This is a genomic window from Mesorhizobium sp. LSHC412B00 (assembly GCF_000503035.1).
In the GTDB taxonomy this organism is placed as follows: Bacteria; Pseudomonadota; Alphaproteobacteria; order Rhizobiales; family Rhizobiaceae; genus Mesorhizobium.
In genome coordinates this window covers 200,507-223,630 of sequence record NZ_AYWB01000004.1, presented here as the reverse complement: position 1 = coordinate 223,630, position 23,124 = coordinate 200,507, and the positions used below count along the sequence as shown (strand labels likewise).

General features: G+C 63.0%; 19 protein-coding genes and 1 pseudogene. 15 read left to right on the top strand and 5 right to left on the bottom strand.

Translation table 11 applies throughout. The annotated features are described in order from the left end of the window. Positions 1–16: 16 nt before the first annotated feature. Positions 17–1,819 (bottom strand): ABC transporter ATP-binding protein, encoded by a 1,803-nt coding sequence (locus X757_RS154810; RefSeq protein WP_023725879.1) that lies wholly within the window; start codon positions 1,817–1,819, stop codon positions 17–19. On the opposite strand from X757_RS154810, the pseudogene X757_RS1000000169530 reads away from it, so the two are divergent. The 9 genes and pseudogenes from X757_RS1000000169530 to X757_RS154840 all read left to right on the top strand — a co-directional run. Beyond that, positions 1,810–2,631, top strand: a pseudogene (locus tag X757_RS1000000169530) (NtaA/DmoA family FMN-dependent monooxygenase); the annotation flags it as partial. The gene X757_RS154810 and the pseudogene X757_RS1000000169530 overlap by 10 nt on opposite strands. Next, positions 2,517–3,368: an LLM class flavin-dependent oxidoreductase gene (locus tag X757_RS1000000169525; protein WP_306413611.1), complete on the top strand. Its 852-nt coding sequence runs from the start codon at positions 2,517–2,519 to the stop codon at positions 3,366–3,368. The pseudogene X757_RS1000000169530 and the gene X757_RS1000000169525, both read left to right, overlap by 115 nt. A 15-nt stretch (positions 3,369–3,383) precedes the next feature. After that, positions 3,384–4,160, top strand: coding sequence for a DUF427 domain-containing protein (locus X757_RS154815; RefSeq protein ID WP_023725876.1), 777 nt, complete (start codon positions 3,384–3,386; stop codon positions 4,158–4,160). 35 nt (positions 4,161–4,195) lie between these two features. Continuing rightward, positions 4,196–5,839, top strand: coding sequence for an ABC transporter substrate-binding protein (locus tag X757_RS154820; protein ID WP_023725875.1), 1,644 nt, complete (start codon positions 4,196–4,198; stop codon positions 5,837–5,839). Positions 5,840–5,876: 37 nt separating this feature from the next. Further along, a complete protein-coding gene (locus X757_RS154825) occupies positions 5,877–6,836 on the top strand; it encodes an ABC transporter permease (RefSeq protein ID WP_031198523.1) in 960 nt (319 codons plus the stop codon). Further along, entirely contained in the window at positions 6,833–7,861 is a 1,029-nt protein-coding gene (locus X757_RS0133725) for an ABC transporter permease (protein ID WP_245275048.1), read from the top strand. The genes X757_RS154825 and X757_RS0133725 overlap by 4 nt, the downstream gene beginning before the upstream one ends. Positions 7,862–7,911: 50 nt before the next feature. After that, a complete protein-coding gene (locus tag X757_RS154830) occupies positions 7,912–8,397 on the top strand; it encodes a hypothetical protein (RefSeq protein WP_023694218.1) in 486 nt (161 codons plus the stop codon). A 165-nt stretch (positions 8,398–8,562) separates the two neighbouring features. Next, the gene (locus X757_RS154835) at positions 8,563–10,002 is read left to right on the top strand and encodes an aldehyde dehydrogenase family protein (protein WP_023696950.1); all 1,440 of its coding nucleotides are present in this window, start codon (positions 8,563–8,565) and stop codon (positions 10,000–10,002) included. 15 nt (positions 10,003–10,017) lie between these two features. Beyond that, positions 10,018–10,599: a DUF1349 domain-containing protein gene (locus tag X757_RS154840; protein ID WP_023725873.1), complete on the top strand. Its 582-nt coding sequence runs from the start codon at positions 10,018–10,020 to the stop codon at positions 10,597–10,599. A gap of 19 nt (positions 10,600–10,618) precedes the next feature. Here X757_RS154840 and X757_RS154845 read toward each other — a convergent pair whose 3' ends face one another. Further along, positions 10,619–11,398, bottom strand: a complete 780-nt coding sequence (locus X757_RS154845; RefSeq protein ID WP_023725872.1) for a helix-turn-helix transcriptional regulator — start codon at positions 11,396–11,398, stop codon at positions 10,619–10,621. A gap of 110 nt (positions 11,399–11,508) precedes the next feature. Here X757_RS154845 and X757_RS154850 point away from each other — a divergent pair, with 110 nt between their 5' ends. The 5 genes from X757_RS154850 to X757_RS154870 all read left to right on the top strand — a co-directional run bounded on the left by X757_RS154850 (position 11,509) and on the right by X757_RS154870 (position 18,864). Beyond that, positions 11,509–13,668: a hydantoinase/oxoprolinase family protein gene (locus tag X757_RS154850; protein ID WP_023725871.1), complete on the top strand. Its 2,160-nt coding sequence runs from the start codon at positions 11,509–11,511 to the stop codon at positions 13,666–13,668. Between the two features lie 12 nt (positions 13,669–13,680). Continuing rightward, on the top strand, positions 13,681–15,885 hold the full coding sequence (locus X757_RS154855) for a hydantoinase B/oxoprolinase family protein (RefSeq protein WP_023725870.1): 2,205 nt from the start codon (positions 13,681–13,683) through the stop codon (positions 15,883–15,885). Further along, positions 15,882–16,367, top strand: coding sequence for an acetone carboxylase subunit gamma (locus tag X757_RS154860; RefSeq protein ID WP_023725869.1), 486 nt, complete (start codon positions 15,882–15,884; stop codon positions 16,365–16,367). Before X757_RS154855 ends, X757_RS154860 begins: the two co-directional genes overlap by 4 nt. 96 nt (positions 16,368–16,463) lie before the next feature. Then, complete coding sequence (locus X757_RS154865) at positions 16,464–17,291, top strand: SDR family NAD(P)-dependent oxidoreductase (RefSeq protein ID WP_023725868.1); 828 nt, start codon at positions 16,464–16,466, stop codon at positions 17,289–17,291. Between the two features lie 289 nt (positions 17,292–17,580). After that, a complete protein-coding gene (locus tag X757_RS154870) occupies positions 17,581–18,864 on the top strand; it encodes an O-antigen ligase (RefSeq protein ID WP_023725867.1) in 1,284 nt (427 codons plus the stop codon). Between the two features lie 10 nt (positions 18,865–18,874). Here X757_RS154870 and X757_RS154875 read toward each other — a convergent pair whose 3' ends face one another. The 3 genes from X757_RS154875 to X757_RS154885 form a co-directional block, all read right to left on the bottom strand. Further along, a complete protein-coding gene (locus tag X757_RS154875) occupies positions 18,875–19,966 on the bottom strand; it encodes an acyltransferase (protein WP_023725866.1) in 1,092 nt (363 codons plus the stop codon). A gap of 116 nt (positions 19,967–20,082) precedes the next feature. Beyond that, positions 20,083–21,306, bottom strand: coding sequence for a polysaccharide biosynthesis/export family protein (locus X757_RS154880; protein ID WP_032896262.1), 1,224 nt, complete (start codon positions 21,304–21,306; stop codon positions 20,083–20,085). Positions 21,307–21,524: 218 nt separating this feature from the next. Beyond that, the gene (locus X757_RS154885) at positions 21,525–22,202 is read right to left on the bottom strand and encodes a sugar transferase (protein WP_023668816.1); all 678 of its coding nucleotides are present in this window, start codon (positions 22,200–22,202) and stop codon (positions 21,525–21,527) included. A gap of 607 nt (positions 22,203–22,809) precedes the next feature. Here X757_RS154885 and X757_RS154890 point away from each other — a divergent pair. Further along, positions 22,810–23,082 carry a hypothetical protein gene (locus tag X757_RS154890; RefSeq protein ID WP_023711266.1) on the top strand — a complete coding sequence of 91 codons (273 nt, stop codon included), beginning with the start codon at positions 22,810–22,812 and terminating at the stop codon, positions 23,080–23,082. Positions 23,083–23,124 lie beyond the last annotated feature (42 nt).

The window sequence follows — 23,124 nt, the reverse complement described above, 5'->3', positions numbered from 1 at the left end:
GTTGCCCGCTTCGCAATCAGAGACTGCTTGCGTCTCTCCAGCAGGCGATCAGATGACCGTCGCCGGCCTGCCTGACGGGTGGTTGCGCCTTTCGGCAATCGGGCAGCGCGACAGGACAGCGGGCGGCAAAGGAGCATCCGGAGGTCTCGGCATCGTGTGCCGCGACGTGGAGCTGAGCCGGAGCCCTCGGCGCCGTCTCATCCGAGGACGCGGCCAGAAGCAGCTTCGTGTAGGGGTGGTTGAGGCCACGGAAAATCTGCTCGGATGATCCCGTCTCGACCAGCCGGCCGCGATAGAGCACGCCGATCCTGTCGGCCATATAGCGCACCACCCTGAGGTCGTGGCTGATGAACAGATAGGTGGTGTCCTTGTCGCGCTGCAGGTCGTTGAGCAAATTGAGCACGGTCGCCTGCACGGAAACGTCGAGCGCAGAGGTCGGCTCGTCCAACACCACGAGCTTCGGCACGCCGGCAAAGGCGCGCGCAATCGCCGCCCGTTGGCGCTGGCCACCAGACAGCGATCTCGGCTTCTGGTCGACGGTCGTAGCGGCAAGACGAACCGAGGCCAGGAGATCGCCGACACGCTGCTTCACCTCGCTGCGGCCAAAGCCGGCGAGCCGCCGCAGCGGACGGCCGAGGATCCTGCCGATCCGCTGGCGCGGATTGAGCGTGCGGTCGGGTGACTGGAACACCATCTGCACGTCGCGCCGTTCGCTCAGGCTTCTTTTCTCGACGCGCGGCGCGACAGTGCTGCCGAACAGCTCGACCGACCCAGCGTCCGGCGTCTGGAGGCCAGTCACGATCCTTGCCAATGTCGACTTGCCGGAGCCGGATTCGCCGATCAGCCCGAACGTCTCGCCCTGGGCTATCTCCAGGTCGATATCGTGCAGGACGGCCTGGGAGCCGAAGGCGCGGCTGATGCCTTTGCAGGCGACGGCGATCGGACGTGCGGCTTCCGGTTGATCGCTGCGGACAGGCTTCGACGGGCCGGTTGTGTGCATCTCGGCCAGCCTGCCGTCGCGCTTGGTGAAGTTGAGCGCCGGGATCGAGGCGATCAGCGCCTTGGTGTAGGCGTGAACAGGGTTCTCGAAGACATCGTTGGCGATGCCGCTTTCGACCACCGTCCCCGACTGCATCACGGCCACCCGATCGCAGGCCCGGCGGACCATGTTGATGTCATGGCTGATCAGCAGAACGCTGGTTTGGTGATCGCGGCGCAAGTCCTGCAGGATGGCGACGATCTCGGACTGGACGCTGGCGTCAAGCGCCGTCGTCGGCTCATCCAGCACCAGCAGCGACGGGTCGAGCGCAATGGCAATCGCGATGTTGGCGCGCTGCTGCATGCCGCCCGACAATTCGTGCGGATAGAGATCGAGCACCCGCTCCGGATTGCTCACCCTGACGCGGCCGAGCAGCTCGGCGGCGCGGGTGCGTGCTTCGTCCTGCCGAACCGGGCGATGCCGCATGATCGTCTCGGTGATCTGCCGGCCAATCGTCATGGCCGGATTGAGCGCCGCACCCGGATGCTGGTAGACGGCCGCGATGCGATCGCCCCTTAGCCGGCGCAGCTGTTCGCCGGAGAGATTGCGGATCTCGCGGCCCTGGAACTCGAGCGCCGACGCGGCGATCCGGGCGTTATTCGGCAGATAGCGCAGAATAGCGAGTGCCACCGAGCTTTTGCCCGAGCCGGACTCGCCGACAAGGCCGAGCGCTTCGCCTTCGCCGATGGTGAGCGACACGCCGTTGACGGCCGGATGCGATCCCCGGCGTTCATCATAGGCGACGGTGAGCTGCTCGACGTTCAGAACCGATGACGACATGTCTTGCTGAAACCACTTTCTTTCGGCGCGGTCTTCGAGGGCAATCGCTTCCGCTTTCGCGCCGCACAATCTCTATAAAATTACTCGAATTAAGCTGGAGCGCAATCTACCTTTCACCGCTCAGGAGAGATTGTCGCAGCCGGTCGAGGCATCGCGACGGTCGCCTGAAGCAGTTCTGCAAGGAGACCGGCATGGCACGCGACCACATGATCCTCAGCGCGTTTTTCTTCAATCCGCAGGGCGATCATCGCATGTCGTGGCGCCATCCGCGCGCGCCGGGCCGCGAAGTGCTCGACTTCGACTTCTACCGCGATCTCGTCCAGTCTGCCGAGCGCGCCAGGATCGATACGATCTTCGTCGCCGACCATGTCGCGATCTGGGATTCCGTACAGAGCGGCGTAGCCCATTACGCCAATGCCCGCCTGGAACCGCTGACGCTGTTGTCGGCGCTTGCCGGCGTGACCAGGCATATCGGCCTCATCACCACCGCCTCGAGCTCCTACAGCGAGCCCTACAATGTCGCCCGCATGTTTGCCTCGCTCGACCATATCAGCAAGGGCAGGGCGTCTTGGAATGTGGTGACGTCGGCCATGGACGAGGAGGCCCGCAATTTCGGCCGCGACGGCAATATCGAGCACGCCTTTCGCTATGAGCGCGCCACCGAATTCCTCGATATCGTCAAGGCACTGTGGGACAGCTGGGAAGACGAAGCCCTGCTTATCGACAAGGCATCGGGCTATTTCGCCGATCCCGACAAGGTCCATGCGATCAACCACAAGGGCCCGCACTTCAAGGTGCGCGGACCGCTCAATGTCTCGCGCCCGCCGCAGGGCCATCCGCTGATCGTCCAGGCCGGCTCGTCCGAAGACGCAAGAATTTCGCTACCGCGCATGCCGATGCGCACTTTGCCATCTACAGCACCAAGGAAGACGGCATCAAATATAGGCAGGACATCAACGAGCGCCTCGCCCGTTACGGCCGCAAGCCCGAGAGCTTCAAGATCCTGCCGGGCATCCTGCCGATCGTCGCAGCTTCCGAAGCGGAGGGACGCGAGCGGCAGGAGTATCTGCAGAGCTTGCTTCCCGATCGGGTCGGCATCGACCTTCTCTCTAGCTGGAGCGGCGTCGATCTCTCCGTATATCCGCCGGACGGCCCGCTGCCGCCGCTGCCGGACGAGAGCACCTTCAATGGCGGCCGCACCTCGCTCAATCGCGTCAAGGAATGGTCGAAGCAGAACCTCACTCTGCGCGAGATCGCTCGCAAGCTCGCCAACAGCGGTTCGGTGCCGACCGTCGTCGGCACACCGAACCAGATCGCCGATCAGCTGCAGGACTGGTTCGAGGCAGGTGCCGCCGACGGCTTCAACCTGATGTTCCCGCTGCTCCCGGAGGATTGGGTGAATTTTGCCGAGCAGGTCGTGCCGGAACTGCAGCGCCGCGGCGTATTCCCCACCGAATATGCGCCGGGGACGCTGCGTGATCGTTTCGGCCTGGCTCGGCCGGCCAACCGCTTCGCCGAACAGCGCGACAATGTGCGCGCCGTATCCTGACTTGGGGCAACTGATATGACCGCAGCGCCAAAACTTCAGCCCCGCGAAGCCACGGCTCCGCAGCTCATCAATGTTCTGCACAGCCCCAAGCGCATTCGGGTCAAATTCGCCGGCCGCACCATCGCCGACAGCCGCAACGTCCTGGTGCTGCGCTCCAACCATTTTCTGCCGATCTATTTCTTCCCGGCCTCCTCGGTGGACCGCTCGCTCTTGAAGCCGTCCGAGCATCGCCAGCCGCATCCAGTCGGCGGCGAAACCACCTATTGGGACCTGGAGACGGGATCGAAAGCTTCTCCCAATGCGGCCTGGTCGTTTGTCGCGCCGCAGGATGAAAGCCTGTCGCCACTGGCCGGCCGCATCGCCTTCACCTGGAAAGCGGTCGACCAATGGTTCGAGGAGGAGGAAGAAGTCTTCGTCCACGCCCGCGACCCATACGCCCGCATCGACGCTCTGCAGAGTTCAAGCCATGTCCAGATCTGGTTCGACGGCGAAGTGATCGCCGACAGCCATCGCCCGGTGCTGCTGTTCGAAACGCATCTGCCGACGCGTTTCTATTTGCATCCGGACGATGTCAGGCTCGACCGTCTGGTCGACTCGGACAGCACGACGCGCTGTCCCTACAAAGGCATCGCCTCCTACTGGTCGGGCCGGCGCGCCGACGGCTCGGTGAGCCCCGATGTCGCCTGGAGCTACCGCGATCCCATTGCCGAAATGCCCAAGATCAGGGGCCTCATCGCCTTTTACCCGCAAGCCGTCGACCGCATCCATCTCGACGGCGAACCAGTCGCTTAAGCCATTCAACAGTCATTTCAGACAGGGGTTCCAGAATGACCAAACGCAACGACATCAATACGCTTCGCAATCTGTCCGGCGACATCTGGAACGTCGCCGTCGATGAGCACCAGGCCGGCTTCCTCAAGCGCCGCGATCTGCTGAAATACGCAGCCTTGATCGGCCTCACCGGCTTTGCCGCCTCGCAGGGACTTGCTGGTTTCGGCACGGCGCGCGCTGCCGGCGCCGGCGGCACGGTCCGCGTTGGGCTCGGACAGCCGACCAAGGCGATCGATCCCGTCTCCATCACCGATCCGGCCAGCATCGGCGTCATCAGCCAGGTCGGCGAATATCTCATCCTCGACGATCCCAAGGACGGTCTGCAGCCCAAGCTCGCTCTGTCGTGGGAGGCCGACGAGACCGCCAGCCGCTGGACCTTCAAATTGCGGCCGGGCGTAAAATTCCACGACGGCCGCACCGTCACCGCCAAGGATGTGGTGGCGAGCTTCGAGCGGCTGGTCGATCCGGCCAGCGGTTCGTCCGCGTTGTCGGCCTATAAGGGCATCCTGTCCAAGGGCGGCGCCAAGGTCGTCGACGACCAGACAGTCGCCTTCGATCTCGACGGGCCCAACAGCAACTTCCCCTTCTATGTCTCGTCCGACGTCTACAATGCCGTCATCCTGCCGGCCGACTATGCCGGCGATTTCGAGAAGAATTTCAACGGCACCGGCCCGTTCAAGCTCGAATCCTTCCGCCCCAAGCAGGGCGCCAGCTTCGTGCGCAACCCTGATTATTGGGGCGACAAGGCGCTGCCCGACCGCGTCGAAATCAAGTTCTTCGACGACGAGCAGGCGCAGGTGCTGGCGCTGCAGGCCGGCCAGCTCGACGTCATCCCGAGCACGACCCGGCTGGAATTGGCGATCGAGGGCAATCCCAACTTCAAGCTGCTCAGCGTGCAGGCAAGTTCGCATGACGAGGTGCATCTGAGGACTGACCAGGCGCCGTTCACCGACAAGCGCATCCGCCGCGCCTTGGCGCTCACCATCGACCGCGAGGCGGTGGTCAAGGGCTTGCTCAAGGGCCGCGCCATCGTCGGCAACGACACCCCGTTCGCGCCGATCTTCCCCTCGGCCGATCCGTCGGTACCGCAGCGCAAGCAGGACATCGCCGAGGCCAAGCGCCTGCTTAGCGAAGCCGGCGTGCCGAACGGCTTCCCGGTGACGCTGACCACCGAGCGCGCCTATGACATTCCCGATTATGCCGTGCTGATCCAGAATTTTGCCAAGAAGGCCGGCATCGACATCAAGCTCAACGTGCTGCCGCAGGACGCCTATTATGGCTCGGCGAAGTTCGGCTCGTCGCCATGGCTCGATTCCAATCTCGGCATTACCGATTTTGGCCATCGCGGCACGCCCGACATCTTCCTCAATGCGACGCTGAAGAGTTCGGGCGCCTGGAACGCGGCGCATTTCAACAACCCGGCCTATGACGGGTTGCTGCTCGAATACGGCAAGGCCCGCGACCTTCAGGCGCAACGCCTTGCCGCGGGCAAGATCCAGACCTTGCTGCTGGACGAGACGCCGCTGATCATCAGCTACTTCTCGCAATACAGCCGCATCGTCTCGTCGAAGGTCGAGGGCGTCCGCTTCACGGCGATCTCGCATCTGCTGCTCGATCGCGTGACGTTCGCCCAGGCATGATTGCGAGACGTCCAGCCACTCCGGGCACTAAAATCCGATGCTGACCGGCCGCACTGTGTTGGTGCGGGCAGCCTCGCTTCTGCTCACGCTGTGGCTGGTCAGCATGCTGGTGTTCTTCGCCGGGCAGGTTCTGCCCGGCGATGTCGGTCGCCTCATGCTCGGGCCGTTCGCCGATGCCGAGGCCGTCGCGGCGCTGAACAGGCAGCTCGGCGCCGACCAGCCGGTGCTCGTGCAATACTGGCACTGGTTCAGCAGCGTGCTGTCAGGCGACTTCGGCACCTCCCTGTCGTTGCGTTTGCCGGTGGCGCCCTTCGTTCTGGAAAGCCTCAAGCGCTCGGCGGCCCTTGCCGGAATTATCCTCGTCTTTCTGTTGCCGCTGGGCATCGGCGCCGGCATCGTCGCCGGTCTCAACCAGGGCCGCTTTATCGACCGCCTGATCGTACTCGCCGGCGTGTCCTTCGGCATCGTCCCGGACTTCGTCTCCGGCCTGCTGTTGCTCATCGTCTTCGGCCTGTGGCTGAACTGGTTCCCGATCACCGGCGCTGCTCCCGATGGCGCCGGGCTGTGGGTCAGTGGCTATTATCTGATCCTGCCGGCGCTGCCGCTGGTGCTGAACCTTGCCGGCTACATCACCCGCATGACGCGGGCCGGTGTGATCGAGGCGCTGGCCGCCGACTATACGCGCACCGCCGTCCTGAAAGGCCTTGAGCGTCGCGAGATACTCATCCGGCACGTGCTGCGCAATGCGCTGACGCCGACCATCGCCGTGCTCGCGACCCAGACCGGTTACATGCTGGGTGGTCTGGTGGTCATCGAAGCCCTGTTCGGCATACAGGGCCTCGGCAACCTTGTCCTCAACGCCGCCAAGGCGCGAGATTTCCCGATGCTCGAAGCCGGCGTGCTGGTCATGGCGACCATCTTCGTGCTGTCGGCCGCGGCAGGCGATCTCGTGAATGCCTTGCTCGATCCGCGGCAGCGCCGCCGTGTTTCGCCATGATGGAACTGATGGAATTGCCGGAGCGCCGTACGCTGGGCTGGCGGGCAGCAAGTCGCATCCGCGAGACTGTTTCGCAGCTGCCGCCCTCGGTGATCGTTGGATCGCTGATCCTGCTGTTCTGGGTCGGCTGCGCCGTGTTAGGCAGCCTGTTTGTGCCCTACGATCCCTATGCCGAGGATTTCCTCGTCATGCTGGCGCCGCCTGATGCCGCGCACTGGTTCGGCACCGACCAACTTGGCCGCGACGTGCTGTCGCGCATCGTCGTCGGCTCGCGTGACATCCTGCTGGTCGCGCCGGCAGCAACACTGCTCGGCGTTGCCGCCGGCAGCGTGCTTGGCCTCGTGCTCGGCTATTTCGACGGGCTGATCGACGCCATCGGCGCCAGGCTGCTCGACACGCTGATGGCCTTTCCCTTCATCGTCCTCGTCACCATGGCGCTGGTCGCGCTTGGGCCATCGAACCTCACCGTCATCCTTGTGATCGGCATCGCCTATGCCCCGCTGGTGGCACGGACGGTGCGTGCCGCCGTGCGCGAGCAGCGCGAACGCGACTATGTCAGCGCCGCTCGTCTCGGCGGCGAGAGCGCTCTTTCCATCATGTTCCTCGAGATCCTGCCTAATGTCAGGGAAACCATCCTCATCGAGCTGGTCACAAGGCTTGGCTACGCCTTCTTTTCGATCGCCACGCTGAGCTTCCTCGGCCTCGGCATCCAGCCTCCCTCAGCCGATTGGGGACTGGCGGTCGCCGACGGCTACGGCTTCCTGACCGGCGGCAAATGGTGGGTGGTGATCTTCAACTCCGCAGCCATCGTTTCGCTTGTCATGGCAACCNCTGGCGGTCGCCGACGGCTACGGCTTCCTGACCGGCGGCAAATGGTGGGTGGTGATCTTCAACTCCGCAGCCATCGTTTCGCTTGTCATGGCAACCAATCTGATCGCGCAAGGCATGGGGGCCTTCGAAAACAGCGACCGGTGAAGAGCGGAACGCTCAGCAAAGCTGACGCGCAATCGCGGACCGTGCGCTAAAATCGTTCCTCGTGATTCGGCTCTGACAGGGCCTCAAAGCAAGGAACGGCATGAGCAAGGCCCTCATTACATTCGCATTGGTCGCGGTGCTCACCGCATTGCTCATGGCGCTCAGCCTGGCGGTCGCCAGGCACGGCTATCCCTATGGCGCGATCGGGGTGAGGCGGCTGGACGGCATCGCCGATGCCGGGTCGTTCCTGCCACTCGCCGCCGTCTATTTTTTCGGCGCCATGCTGATGATGATCCTGCCGATCCGCGCCGCCGGCATCGTCTTGACCCATGCTGCGGATGCGCTGTTCTGGGCGGTGATTGCCCTGTTCGCCACAATTGTCGGCTGTCTCGTCGCCCGCTGGGCTTTCGGCCAGAGCAGCGTACTGTGGGCGCTCCTGAACTGGCGTTTCCTGTTCGCCGCGGCCATCGTTGGCAGCCATTTCACCATGAACGAGCTGCGCCGCAACATCCTGCTCAGGAGCTTGTTCTTCGTCATCTTCGCCGCGGCGACGCTGGCTTGCCTGTTCTGGACTTTTCCGACCTGACAGGGCCGCTTCATATTGTCCATCTTGAGGTCGCGGCTTTCATAGCCGCGCGCCATCGGCTATCCAGTCCGCAGCTAGATTTCAGCCCTCACAGTGTCGTCATTTGTCTGATAAATGATTCAGGCATACGGCACCCCCAGCGAACCAATACAAGGAAACCGCGACATGAGCCTGTTTCGTAAAAATCTGATCGATGGCGAGTGGGTGGGCGAGGCCGGCTCGCGCAACATCAATCCCTCGAACACGGGCGATGTCGTTGGCGAATATGCCTCGGCCGGCGCCGAGCAGGCAAAGCAGGCCATCGCGGCGGCCAAAGCCGCCTTCCCGGCCTGGTCGCGTTCGGCGCCGCTGGTGCGCCACGCCGTGCTGAAAAAGGCGTCGGACGAGATCATGGCGCGCAAGGACGAGATCGGCCGCGCGCTGTCGCGCGAAGAGGGCAAGACGCTGGCCGAGGGCATTGGCGAGACCATCCGCGCCGCCCAGATCTTCGACTTCTTCGCCGGCGAGACGCTGCGCCTGTCGGGTGAATTGGTGCCCAGCGTGCGCCCGGGCGTCGGCGTCGAGATCACCCGCGAAGCCGTCGGCGTGGTAGGCATCATCACCCCGTGGAATTTCCCGATCGCCATCCCCACCTGGAAGATCGCGCCGGCGTTGGCCCACGGCAACACCATCGTCTTCAAGCCGGCCGAATTGGTGCCGGAGAGCGCCTGGACCATCGTCGACATCCTGCACCGCGCCGGCCTGCCGAAAGGCGTGCTCAATTTGGTCATGGGCAAGGGCTCGGTGGTCGGCCAGGCCATGCTTGACAGCCCCGACCTCAACGCCATCACCTTCACCGGCTCGGTCGGCACCGGCAAACGCGTCGCCGCCGCAAGCGTCGAGCACATGCGCAAGTTCCAGCTCGAAATGGGCGGCAAGAATCCGATGGTCGTGCTCGACGACGCCGACCTCGCCACGGCGGTCGAGTGCGCCATCAACGGCGCCTATTTCTCGACTGGCCAGCGCTGCACGGCCTCGTCGCGCCTGGTGGTGACCGAAGGCATTCATGACCGCTTCGTTGCCGTGCTCAAGGAGCGCCTGGAAAAACTTGTCATCGGCGATGCGCTTGATGCCAAGACCCAGATCGGGCCCGTCGTCGATGCGAGCCAGCTGAAGCAGGACGAGGACTATATCGCCATCGGCAGCCAGGAAGGCGCCAACCTCGCCTTCGGCGGCGAGCGGCTGGATCGCGAAACGCCCGGCTTCTACCTCCGGCCGGCGCTGTTCACCGAGAGCACCAACGCCATGCGCATTTCGCGGGAAGAAATCTTCGGCCCGGTAGCCAACGTCATTCGCGTCAAGGACTATGACGAGGCGCTTGCGGTTGCCAACGACACGCCCTTCGGCCTGACCTCCGGGATATGCACCTCTAGCCTCAAGCATGCCACGCATTTCCGGCGCAATTCCGAGGCCGGCATGGTGATGGTCAATCTGCCGACCGCCGGCGTCGATTTCCACGTCCCGTTCGGTGGCCGAAAGGGATCGAGCTACGGCCCGCGCGAGCAGGGCCGCTATGCCGCGGAGTTCTACACCACGGTGAAGACAGCCTATACATTCGCCGGCTGATCGACGGGTGACCCGATGGCAGCGGCGAAAGAGGACCTGACCTGGCTCAACCCGCCGCCGCACCATGCCTTCGGCGATGGCATCGTGCATGTGCGCACCGCCGGGGAAACCGACTTCTGGCGCGAAACCTTCTACGGTTTCTGGCGTGACAATGGCCATTTCCTGTATCGGCCGGTCGAGGGTGACTTCAGCGCCGAAGTCACGGTCAAGGGCGACTACAAGGTGCTCTACGACCAGGCCGGGCTGATGCTGCGGCTGAGTGAAACGCACTGGATCAAGGCCGGCATCGAATACACCGACGGGCTGGCTTACTTTTCGGTTGTGGTCACCAACGACACCTCGGACTGGTCGCTGCTCAGCATTCCCACCGGCCCCGACGGCGTGCGCATCCGGCTGACCCGCCATGCCGAGGCGATCCGCATCCAATATCTTGATACCACCGATGGCAAGTGGAAGCCGGTGCGGCTGGCTTATTTCCCGATCTCCAAATCCGTCGATGTCGGCATGATGTGCTGCTCGCCGCAGCGCGAAGGGTTTGAGGTAACATTCTCCGGCTTTACTGTCGGCCCGCCGATTTCCAAGCAATTGCACGACTGACGGCCATATCGATGGCGGACTATCCGTCTGCCCGATGCTGGAAGAACTGCAAAAACAGCTCCCGTTCGGTGGTTATGTCGAGCTTCTCGTAGATGCGGCGGCGGTGGTTCTTCACCGTGCCGACGGCGATGCCGAGCCGTTCCGCGATGTTGGCGGTCGGATGTCCCGCCAGGATCAACTGCACCAATTCCCGCTCGCGCAGCGACAGCTCCGGCCACAGGCTCGCCGGGATGGTCGGCTCCTGCCGGGGCGAGGCGCCGGGGCCGGTCGGCGCCGATGTGCGGGAGAATTCCGTCCCCCGCGCCTCAATGTCGAGTGCATGCAGCGCCTCGAACACCGGCAGCCGCTCGTCCAGCAGGGCAATCTCGCTCTCCTTGAAGGTGGAGGTCGAGCGGTCGAGGAAGATGCCGAGGCACCAGTCGCCGCCATCGGCCAGCATGATGCCGACCTCGTCGCAGATTTCCGACTGCGCCAGGAAGCCCGCTATGTACTGGCCGCGCTTGGCCTCGTCGTCGGCAAGCCGCTTCAGCGGCAGGATGCCCAGCCGGCGTTCACGCCGCCACGAGGCATAGAACGGGTCGAAGACGTAGTAATTGTCGAGATAGCGCCGGACCATCTCGTCGGAGAAGCGCCGGTGCTTGATGAATTCCGGCGTCTGCGTCGCCGAATATCGGGTCACGGTGACGAGATCGTGCTCGATATCGGCTCCGATCAGGTCAATCAGGCAGTCGACATGCCTGTCCGTACCGGCGGCGGCAATCGCCCTGGCGAGCGGCCCCCAGATATTGCCCATGCGCATGCCCTTTTCTCGGCGATCCCGGTCCGGCAGTCATTGTGTCTTTTGGCATATGGCGCAAGGCCGCCCAAGGAATCTAGCTTGAGCCATCCTAGAGCAATCCTGAGGCGACCGTGACCCGACCCAACCTCACCAGCCCCATCGTCGGCAATCCAATCGTCATCGGCATCGACGCCGGCGGCACCATGACCGACACGATCCTTGTCGACCAGGACGGCCACTTCAAGATCGGCAAGTCGGCAACCACGCCGAAGAACGAGGCCGAGGGTTTCCTGGCCTCGGCCGAGGATGCGGCCGATGCCTGGGGCATCTCGCTGGAGCAGCTCTTTTCCGGCGTCAACGTCGTGCTCTATTCCGGCACTGGCATGCTCAACACGCTGCTGTCGCGCACCGGCCGCCGACTCGGCCTGATCACCACCAAGGGTCTGGAAGACATGATCCTGATGGGCCGCGGCCTGCAGGCCTGGGCCGACTATTCCTATGCCGACAGGCTGCATGCGGTCACCCACCACCATCCCGATCCGCTGGTGCCACGCCGCCGCACCCATGGCGTCACCGAGCGCATCGACCAGTTCGGCGACATCGTGCTGCCGCTCTACGAGCATGAGGTCGCGACTGCAGCCAGGAAGCTGATCGCCGACAAGGTCGAGGCGATCTGCATCATGACCATCTTCTCGCACGTCAATCCGGTGCACGAGAAGCGCATCGCCGAGATCTGCCGCGAGGAAGTGCAGAAGGCCGGCGCCGACATTCTCGTCTACACCAGCCACGAAGTCCGCCCGGTCATTCGCGAACAGTCGCGGCTGAACTCGGTGCTGATCGAGGCCTACGCGACGTCGCGCGGCCGCAAGCAGCTTAGGGGTATCGAGGACGTCTCGAAGAAATACGGCTTCAAATACGGCGTGCAGACGCTGCTGTCCTTTGGCGGCCTGACCTCGATCAACCATCCGCGCCTGCACGAAACCATGATTTCCGGCCCGATCGGCGGTATTCTCGGCGCGGCCTATGTCGGCAAGCTCATCGGCAACGACTCCCTGATCTGCTCGGACATGGGCGGCACCTCCTTCGACATGGGCGTGATTTCGCGCGGCCAGACGCGGATCGAGAACGAGCCGCTGATGGACCGTTTCAAGCTCAACGTGCCGACGCTGCATCTCGACACGATCGGCGCCGGCGCCGGCATGATCCTCAAGGTCGACCCGCTGACCAAGAAAGTCTCGCTCGGGCCGGAAAGCGCCGGTTCCGACCCCGGCCCCATCTGCTTCGCCAAGGGCGGCACTGAACCCACCATCGCCGATTGCGACGCCATACTAGGCCGCCTCAACCCCTATTATTTCCTCGGCGGCAAGGTCGTCTTGCAGGTCGAGAAGGCGCGCAAAGCGTTTGAGGAAAAATGCTCCAGCATCCTTGGCGTCGGGGTCGAGGAGGCTGCCGAAGGCATGATCGACATGCTGGAAGCCGATGCCAACAACGCGCTGCGCCGGGTCATTTCCGGCCAGGGCATCCATCCCTCGGAATTCACGCTGCTGTCCTATGGCGGCTCGGGTCCGCTGCATCTGGCCGGCTGCTCCAGGGGCATCGGCTTCAAGGACATCATCACCTTCCAGTTTGCCGCCGCCTTCTCGGCCTTCGGCTGCACCACCGCCGATTTCATGCGTCGGCATTCGGTGTCGACGCAGCACGACATTGGCGCCCGCGCAAGCGATGACGAGCTGCTCGCTTTCGGCAAGAAGGTCACCGACGTCTGGAATGATCTCACCAAGGCGGCGGTCGACGAGATGATCAGCGACGGCCATATCAGAGACAAGATCAAGACCGTGCCGTTCCTGATGATGCGCTACACCGGCCAGCTCGAGGACGTCGAGGTCATGGCACCGCTCGCCGAGGTCAATTCGGCTGACGACATGCGTAGGGTCATTGACGAGTTCGAGGCGGTCTACGCCAAGGTCAACCATCGCGTTTCGCGCTATGGCGAAGCCGGCTTCACCATCACCGAGCTCGGATTGATCGCCACCGCCGACAAGGTCAAGCCGGTGCTCTTGAAGCGCCCGCTCGGCAAGTCGGCCCCGGCAGCAGCGCACAAGGGCGTGCGCGAGGCCTATATCGGGGGACGCTGGCACAAGGCCAATCTCTACGAGATGGACCTACTGCAGCCCGGCCATGAGGTGATCGGTCCGGCCATCATCGAACATCCCGCCACCACGCTCGTTGTTCATCCGCAGGACCGTGTCCACGTCGATGAGTGGACGCTGCTGCATTACACCCATTCTTGAAAGGGCACCGCCATGTTGGACAGACCTGCCTCGGCCCTGCGCCTTCGCGAACGGCTGCTCGATTCAGAACGGCTGATGGAAGAGACCGGCTGCTATGACGGCATCACCGAGCTCACGCTACGCAACCAGGACCCGCTGAAATTCGAGACGCTGCACACCAAGCTGCGCGCCTATTGCGTCTCGGCCCGCGAAATGGCCCGCCGCATCTCGGCCTCGCCCGGCGTGCGCGAAGTCGGCGAAATGGTGGTGGCGATCTATACGCCCGAGGGCGATGCGATCGCGCTGTCCAACGGCATCATGGTCCACGTCCACACGATGAGCCGCTTCATCAAGTGGATGATCAAGAACGATTACGAGGAAAACCCGAAGATCCGCGAAGGCGACATCTTTGCCAACAACGATGCCTTCATCGGCACCGTGCAGGTGCCCGACGTCATGGACGTGGTGCCGATCTTCCATGAAGGCACGCTGGTCGGCTGGGCAGGTGCCGTCTGCCACGAGCTGGAGGCCGGCGGCATCACGCCCGGCGGCGACGTCTGCCTGGCGCAGGAGCGCTTCACCGAAGGCCTGTTCGTCTGCGCCGAAAAGATCGGCGAGAATGACGAGATCCGCCGCGACTACGTCATCCGCTGCGAGCGCAATCTGCGCATGCCGATCTACTGGGTGCTCGACGAGAAGGCCAAGGTTGCCTCCTGCATCGACATGCGCGAAAGCGTCAAGCAGCTGATTTCGGAGATCGGCCTCGACTACTGGATGAAGGTATCGAAGGAGTTCATCGAGGAGGGTCGTCGTGCCCAGCTCGCCCGCACCCGCCAGCTCACCGTGCCCGGCATCTATCGCGGCCACACCTTCTACGGCCATGTCACGGCGGGCAAGCCCGGCTTCCAGCTGCTTGGCGATCCCGACTGGCTCTACAACATCCCGATCGAGATGGAGATCACCACCGACGGCAAGATCACCATGGACTTCGAGGGCACGCAGCCCTGGGGCTACCATTCGATGAACTGCACGCCGGCCGGCATGGATGGCGGCATGTTCGTCACCTTGACCCAGCACATGAATTTCGAGGGCCTGGTCAATGACGGCGCCTGGATGGCGACCGAGCTGAAGCTGCCGCACGGCACCTGGACCAACCCCGACAATGAGATGGTGGCGACCGCCACATCCTGGGCGCTGCTGCTGCCGGCCTATGGCGTGTTCCAGCGCCTTTTGTCGCGCGGCTTCGTCGCGCGCGGCTTCGTCGAGGAAGCCTTCGTTGGCCAGGTCAACAGCCCGATGATCGAGATGGGCGGCGAAAGCCAGTACGGTACGCCGTTCGGCATGGCGCATTTCGAATGCGCCGCCGCCGGCTCCGGCGCGCTGGCCATCGCCGATGGCCTCGACACCGCCTATGTCGGCTGGAATCCGGAATCCGACATGGGCAACATCGAGGTCTGGGAACAATCGATGCCGATGGTCTATATCGGCCGCTCGATCGTCCCCAATTCAGGGGGCGCCGGCAAATATCGCGGCGGCTGTTCCTTCGTCTCGACCTGGCTGATCAACAAGACCTCGCACCTGCGACTGCACACCTCGGAACACTCCTCGCGGGTATTCGACAATGGCGGCATGTGTGGCGGCTATCCCGCGCCGACCTGCCAGAAGCATCGCGCGGTACGCAATTCCAACATCCATGAACTGGCGGCAAAAGGCGAACCGCTCGCGCATGCCCCAGGTATCGATCCGCATGTCTCCGACTACGAGAAGAACATCGGCGGCGACCATGCCGTGGTCGAAGGCCCCTACATCACCTCGCCGCACAAGTCGGGGGACATCTTCAGCCATTCCTACAATGGTGGCGGCGGTTACGGCGACGTGCTGGAGCGCGATCCGGTCAAGACCGCCTGGGATGTCGAGAACGGTTTTCTCACCCGCCAGGCGGCGGTCCAGATTTTCGGCATCGTGCTGAAGGACGACGCCGAGGGTTATCCGGTTGCCGATATCGACGCCACCGTCGAACGTCGTGCCGCCATGCGCAGAGAGCGTCTGGCCAAGGCGATCCCGGTTCCGGACTGGATCGCTGCCGAACGCGGCCGTGTCGAGAAGGCCGACTTCGCGCCCGAGGTGAAGAAAATGTATGCCAGCGCGATCAAGCTATCGTCGCGCTTCACCAGGGATTTCAGCGATTTCTGGACCGTCGACGCCAGATCGATCTTCATGCCGGGAGCAAAGCCATGACCTCGTACAGCAAGGAAGTCCTCGGCGATCTCTCAGCCGGCAAGCTGCCCTGGCCGCAGACAAAGCGCATCATGAGCGCCTACAAGGACGACGACCGCTTCTTCAAGATGCTCGCCGTCTATCAGGACCGTGTCACCTGGAAGGACCCGATCCTGCTGCCGGTCTCGGATCATTTGTTCATCTGCCAGAGCGGCGACGAGCGCATCACCCGTTGCGAATGCGGCCACTCTTTCGGTGACTATCGCAAGAACTGGAAGCTCAAGGCCGCGATCAACGTGCGCAACACCGAGGAGGCGCTGCGCGAGATCTATCCCAATAGCGATATCCCCGATCCGCAATGGATGGAAATCCGCGAATTCATCTGCCCGCAATGCGGCACCATGCACGAGGTCGAGGCGGCGGCTCCGGGCTACCCCATCGTGCACGACTTCGAACCCGATCTCGAAGGCTTCTATCGCGAGTGGCTGGGCAAACCGCTTTAGCGACGTGGTGACCAGCGCTGCAGGCAAGGTAGCGCTCGTCACCGGGCTGGGTCTAAGACTATGGCATCAAACGTCGGCATCGGAGATTCACTGCCCATGACAGACCTTTCCGGCCGCAGCGCGATCGTCACCGGCGGGTTTTCCGGCATGGGCTTCGCCATTGCGACGGCGTTGGCGCAGGCCGGCGCAAATGTAGCGGTCGGCTCCTACATCGCCCCCGCCGGCGCCGACAGAACCGACGCCGCCTACTATCCCGGCGCCGATGAAATCGAGCGCGTGCGGTTGGCCCTGTCGGCACACGGCACCAGGGTTTATGCCGCCCACCTCGATGTCCGCGACAGCGAGGTGACCAACCGGTTTGCGGCTGACGCACAAGCCGCCATCGGCCCGGGAGACATACTGGTCAATGCCGCGGGCACCACCGCCGAACAGCCGGTCTGCGGCCATTCCGACGCACTGTGGGACAAGATCGTCGACACCAATCTGAGCGGAGCGTTCCGCGTCACCCGAGCTGTGCTGCCCGGCATGATCGCGCGCGGCTGGGGCCGTATCGTCAACATCGGCTCGACAGCGGCTTCCGTCGGCTGGAAGGACAACCCGGCCTACTGCGCCTCGAAGGCCGGGCTGCTCGGCCTTACCCGCTGCGTGGCGCTGGAAGGCGCCCCGCACGGTGTCACCTGCGTCATGATCAGCCCGACCTGGGTCGAGACCGAACTGATGCGCCGCAACGTGGCGCAGGTGGTCGAGCGTGAGGGCAACGGCAGAACCGCCGAGGAAGCGATGGCCGAGATCGCCAAGGGCAATCCCCAGCAGCGCATGCTGCAGCCGCAGGAAATCGCGGCTCTAGCCGTGTTCCTGTGCTCGGATCTGGCCAAGGGCATCACCATGGAAAACATCCAGGTCACCGGCGGAGCCCTGTGGTAGCGGCCACAGTTTGAATTTTCGAACGAGCGAGCCGCATTAACGCCATTTGTCGGTTGCATGGTCGTTTTGGCCCTGCCTGCGGCAACTTTACCCCTCGCGGCAAATTTACCATTGAGTGACGGGCAATAGAGGTTATATTGCACTGCACAATGGATGCCCGTTGTGCGGGTTCCGGTAAGGGCCGTTTCGGCAGTCGCGCCTGCAGCAAGGGCGGACCTGACGCAGAAAAGCCGACCATGGGCGCTTCAGCCCAGCCGAAAGGCGGCAGCATGAGAAATCCGGTACGGATATGAAGATCCCGAAATCCATTCTGATCGATCCGGACAACAACAAGGCCTATGCCGCCTTCGCCGTTGCGGTGTCGGTGTTTGCCTTCGCCTACTCCACCAATTTCGGCCAGATCCTGATCCTCGCCTACTATCTGGTATGGCTGCCGCTGCTGTTCGTCGATTACCGGCGTTTCGCCCGCGATCTCTCCAGCGCCTGGCTGCCGCTGCTGTTTGCGGCCTATGTCTGCCTGTCGCTGTTCTGGTCGCAAGCGGCCGGCACCAGCGCGCGGGCGGGGCTGCAATATTTCTCCCACATGCTGTGCGCCTACATCGCGGCGCGCACCATCAGCACGCGCACGCTGGTGCTGGGCTCGCTGATCGGCATCTTCATCGTGCTGCTGTATTCGCTGAAGGTTGGCGCCTATGCGCTCGACACTATCGACGGCACCACCAATTTCGTCGGCGCCTTCGGCTCCAAGAACCAGATCGGCTTCTTCGCCTCGCTCGGCATCTTCTTCTGCTTCGCTTTTCTGGCCTTCTACCGGCGCAACTGGATGAGCTTCGTCTGGACCGCGCCGATCATCCTGCTGTCGGTCTATATGCTGGCGATCGCCCACTCGGCGACGTCAATCGCTTCGCTTCCGGCGGTGATCGGTGTCGTTGCCTTGCTTGCCATGAGCAAGGTTCTGTCACGCCGCTACCGCCGCGTGCTGTTCGTCGTCGGCGCTACGGCGCTGGTCGGCGGTGTGATGGCTGCGCTGAACCTTGGCCTGCTCGATGTCGTGCTCGGCATCTTCGGCAAGGATTCGACGCTGACCGGCCGCACCTATCTCTGGGAACAGGGCTGGGCCGCCGCGCAGCAGCGTCCGGTGCTCGGTTATGGCTATGCCGCCTACTGGATCCAGGGTTTTGCCGATCCGGAACGGCTCTGGGCCGAGTTCTACATCTCCACCCGCACCGGCTTCCATTTCCACAACACCTATATCGAGACGCTGGTCGAGCTCGGCTTCATCGGCGTGACGATGCTGGCGCTGATCATCCTGCGCTCCTTCTGGGGCCATGTTTCGAAGGTGGTGTTCGGTGACTGGAGCGCCGATTCGGTGGTGCTCGCCGGCGCGGTCGGCATGATGCTGATCCGCTCCTTCTTCGAGGTCGAGATCCTCGGCCCCTATTTCATGGCCTCGTTCATCGTCTATTACGGCCTGTTCAAGCTGCGCCCGGTGCCGCTCGCCAGGGCAAGGCGGGCCTATGTTCCGGTGCCGGACGAGAACACCGCCAACGGCCGCATGCCGGCGCGCGTCTGACTTGCTTATCTCAGGCGACGGCGCGCTTGCGCAGCATCAGCCGCTGCAGGAAGCGGCGCAACGGCTCGTCATAGAGGCGCGTGGCGATGTCGGCGATGACGATGACCGAAACCGCCATGACGATGCCGAACCAGGGATGATGCGCGAACGGGTCGATCGCTGCGGCCTTGCCCGCCCCGGCGATGATCATCAGCAGCGGCGTGTGGATGATGTAGATCGGGTAGGAAATCCGCCCCAGCCAGCCATAGAGGCCTGACAGGCGCGGCGCCGTCGGCGCAATAGTGCCGACCACCACCAGCGCCGGGAAGACCAGGACGACGCAGGCGAGATCGTAGGCGACGCGCGCGCCGCCGGCCGGCGCGATGGCAAAGACGATGAGCGTCAGCGCGATCGCACCCTCGACCCACCAGCCGCCCCGCAGGAAGCCGAGCCCGCTTTGATAGCGTGTCATGGACCGGCAAAGCAGCACGCCCAGGAAGAACGAGAAACAGACGCGCGGCAGGCCGCTGATGATGGTCGATCCGGTCATGCCGAAGTCGAGGGTGCCGGCCACGATCGAAGCGATGACCAGCAGCACCAGGCTTACGGCGATGAGCACGCTCAGCACGCGTTTCGTCAGCAGGAAGAAGACGGCGACATAGGCGATGTTGACGATCAGCTCGAAGAATAGCGACCACGACGCGGGGTTGAGCGGAAAGATCGTGTGATAGGCATCGCTGACCAGGGGGATGAAGAACATGCCCGTCGTCAGCATGGTGCCGATCTCGGAGATCGGCATGTATTCCGCCGGGATCAGCCGGTTCTTGACGACGAGATAGAAGAAACCGAGCAGCGTGCCGGCGAGGTAGAGCGGGTAGAGGCGTATCAGGCGGATCGCCACGAAGGTGCCGAAGCCCATGCCGTTTTCTATCTTGCGGTCATAGGCATGCGCGATGACGAAGCCGCTGAGCAGGAAGAACAGGTCGACCGCCAGATAGCTCGACGGCAGCACCTTGCCGGCGGCCAGGAACGGCGAGAAGTGGTAGAGCATGACGCTGATCGCCGCGACGCCGCGGATGGCATCGAGATTGAGGTAGACGTGGCGCGGTGCGGCGGGCTGCATGGAATGCCTTCAAGCGGTCGAAAAACGGAAGTTCCCGCCCGCACCCTGGCGCGAACGAGCCGAACTTGTTCATCCCGCCCCTCCGTCGTTCCGGTCTAGCTGAGCGAGACAGGAACTTACTGGCTGGCCGTCGGCGCCAGCTTCACCTTGATGACGTCGCCCGGCAGCACCGGTGTATCTTCCTTGGCGTCTATCTCGCTGGTCTTGCCGTCGGTCACGCGCACCAGCGAATAGATGAGCGCCGGCTCTTCATTGTTGTTTGTGATGGCGGCGGTCGTGGCCGGGTCCGATGCCTGGGCCATCAGGCCCTGTTGCATGTTGACCCTGAGTGCGGCTTCGTTGAGGTCTGCTTCGACCTGCTGCCGGTCGGCGGCAAGTCTCGAGTTCAACGTGTTCTGGGCATCGATGGCATCCTGCGTCGCCTTGCTGACCGACTGCTTGGCGGTGAGGATCGCCGTCTCATAGTCCAGGATCTTGCCCTGCAGATCGGTGACCGACTGTTGCGAGGAAAGCAGGCGTGCGTTGGCGACCAGGCCCTTTTGCGCCAGCGGACCGATACTGTCCGCCTGCTGCTGCGCCAGGTCGACCTGCTTTTGCTGGTTGACGATCTTTTTCTGCAGCGCCTCGATTTCGGACTGCAGGACCCCTTTCAGATCGTCAAGCGCCTGCAGCTTCAGCTTCAACGCTTTCTGGTCGGAGATCAGGATCTGCATTTCGTCGGAGACGATTGTCGCCAGGCGCGGGTCGCCCTCGACTTCCTTAGGCGCCTCGAAACTCTCCTTGCCGGCGAGATCGGCATCGATGCGGGCACGCTTGACGATCAACCGCACGCGCTGGTCGTCATAAATGTCGAAATTGCCCTTGGCGGTGATCAGGTCCTTGCCGAGCTGGGTGCCGAAATCGGCGTTGCGCCGGATGCCGCCGGCGATGCTGATCGCCTTGAGCACGGTCAGCTCCGGCACATAGGGAAACTGGCCAGGCGTCTGGATCTCGCCCGAGATGTAGAACGGCCGGAACTGCACCATTTCCACCGAGGCTTCCGGCTTGTCCGACAAGGCAAGCTTGCGCTGCAGGGCGACGCTGATCGCGGCCGCAACCTCCGACGTGGTCTTGCCGGCGGCCGGCAGTTCGCCGACGAACGGCACCGACAAATTGCCGGCGGGACCGACCGAATATTCGCCGTTTACCGCCGACCAGTCACGGAACGTGCCTTCCACCGTCTGCCACTCGGCGACGCGGATGTTGAGCTTGTCCTGCGAGCCGAGCCGGTACTCGTCGGCCATGGCTGGAACCGCGAGCGACAGAGCGAGGCACGTGGCGACGAGCCGTGCCGGCCGCATCGGGCCGGCAAGGCGAAAATACGCTGATATGTCTGTTTTCAACTGAACTTTTCCGATCCGTTTTGGCCCCATCCGCCCGATAGGCCTGCTGCCGAGTGCCTCCTTCGGAACCTGGCAGAACACTATGGCTGCAATGCGAGACCGGCCCATCGCCGAATAGCTTTGGACCGGATTGGCTTTGGGCCGTGCCGGCCCGATTGCTGACCAGTTGCGGTCGGTCAGTAGGAACCGCGCGACATCCACACCGCGGGCACGGTCTTGAGGATGATCCGAACGTCTTCGAACAGCGACCAGTTCTCGACATAGTGACGGTCGAACGCGACGCGACTGTCATAGGAGACATCGTTGCGTCCGCTGACCTGCCAGAGCCCGGTCAGGCCCGGCCGCGACTTCAAATAATAGACCGCGGCGCTGCCGTAGATCTCAAGCTCGTCGCGCACCACCGGGCGAGGCCCGACAAGGCTCATGTCGCCCTGCAGGATGTTGATGATCTGCGGCAGCTCGTCGAGGCTGAGCTTGCGCAGAACGGCGCCGACGCGGGTGACGCGCGGATCGTTCTTCAGCTTGCGGGTCGCGATCCATTCGGCGTTGGCTTCCGGATTGGCCGCGAGATAGGCGGCCAGCACACGTTCGCCGTCTTCGACCATGGTGCGGAACTTGAGGCAGGGGAAAATCCGCCCACCGCGTCCGATGCGCTTGTGGCCGTAGAAGATCGAGCCGCCGTCGGAAAGCTTGACCAGAAGGGCCACCATCAGGAACAGCGGGCTAAGCGCCACCAGGCCGACAAGTGAACCGAAAATATCGAAACTGCGCTTCAGCAGCCCGCCGATGGGTGGCGGAAAATCTACGCCGACATGCGAAAATGCCGCATTGGCCGACTTGGCAACGTCCCTCATGCAAAAGCTCCATACGTTGAACGGATGGTTTATGCCACGATACCAAAAAAATGCTGCAGCGCAACACACAATTTCCCATATGGCTGAAATAGTCACGTCAGGAATTGACTAAATAATAAACCCTCCTTGCCCAAATTTTGCCCTTTATGGCGGGTTTGTGACGAATAATTAGCAACCGTAGGAAATGTAATGCATTTTTTCGGCGGGTTTTGGGCAAATCGTCCTTTGCCGCAGAGGGAACGGCTTTAACTGATTTTCGAATCACTGGCTTTGCTAAATTAATCAAGTAAAATACTAATCAACGTTGTAGATTCTACTGTAGTATAAAGCGCATGACGAGTTAGGTCACCACCCCTGCGTGTGCATCGCAGCATGGCGGAGTCCAAGCCGCCGCCAAGCCGAAAATTATTGCAGGTTGCCCTTGCCGTCAGTTTCGCGCCTTAATAGAGTCGCAAATTATTCCTGATAGAGTCTGGATGGGTTGGGAAGGCCGGAAGCAACCGGCCGAAAAAGAGCAGCTAAATAAGCTCGCATGGCGAATGGGGAGATACTCGGGTGGGTAAGTCATCGCTTTTGCATGCTCGGGCCGGTTGACGGGCCGCCGAACATGTCATTACCAAAATTCGTCATTGGAATGGTTTTCGCCCTCGCGATCGTGGTCGCGTGGTCCTATGTCGACGGCGCGACGGTCACCACAACGGTGCTTCGCGTCATCGGCTGCGCTGTCCTCATCCAAGTCGGTTATTTCCTGCTGGTGTATGTTATGATCGCCAGGAGCGCGCCGACATCGGCCGACAGGGCTCGCGACGCCGAAAGAAGCCTCGGCGCCGACAAGGCGGTTGAAGGCGAGAAGCTCTCGGCGAGGCGCAGCGTGCATTGAACAGTCTGAAGCCGCAAGGTCGGCCTCGGATCATCTTGCAGC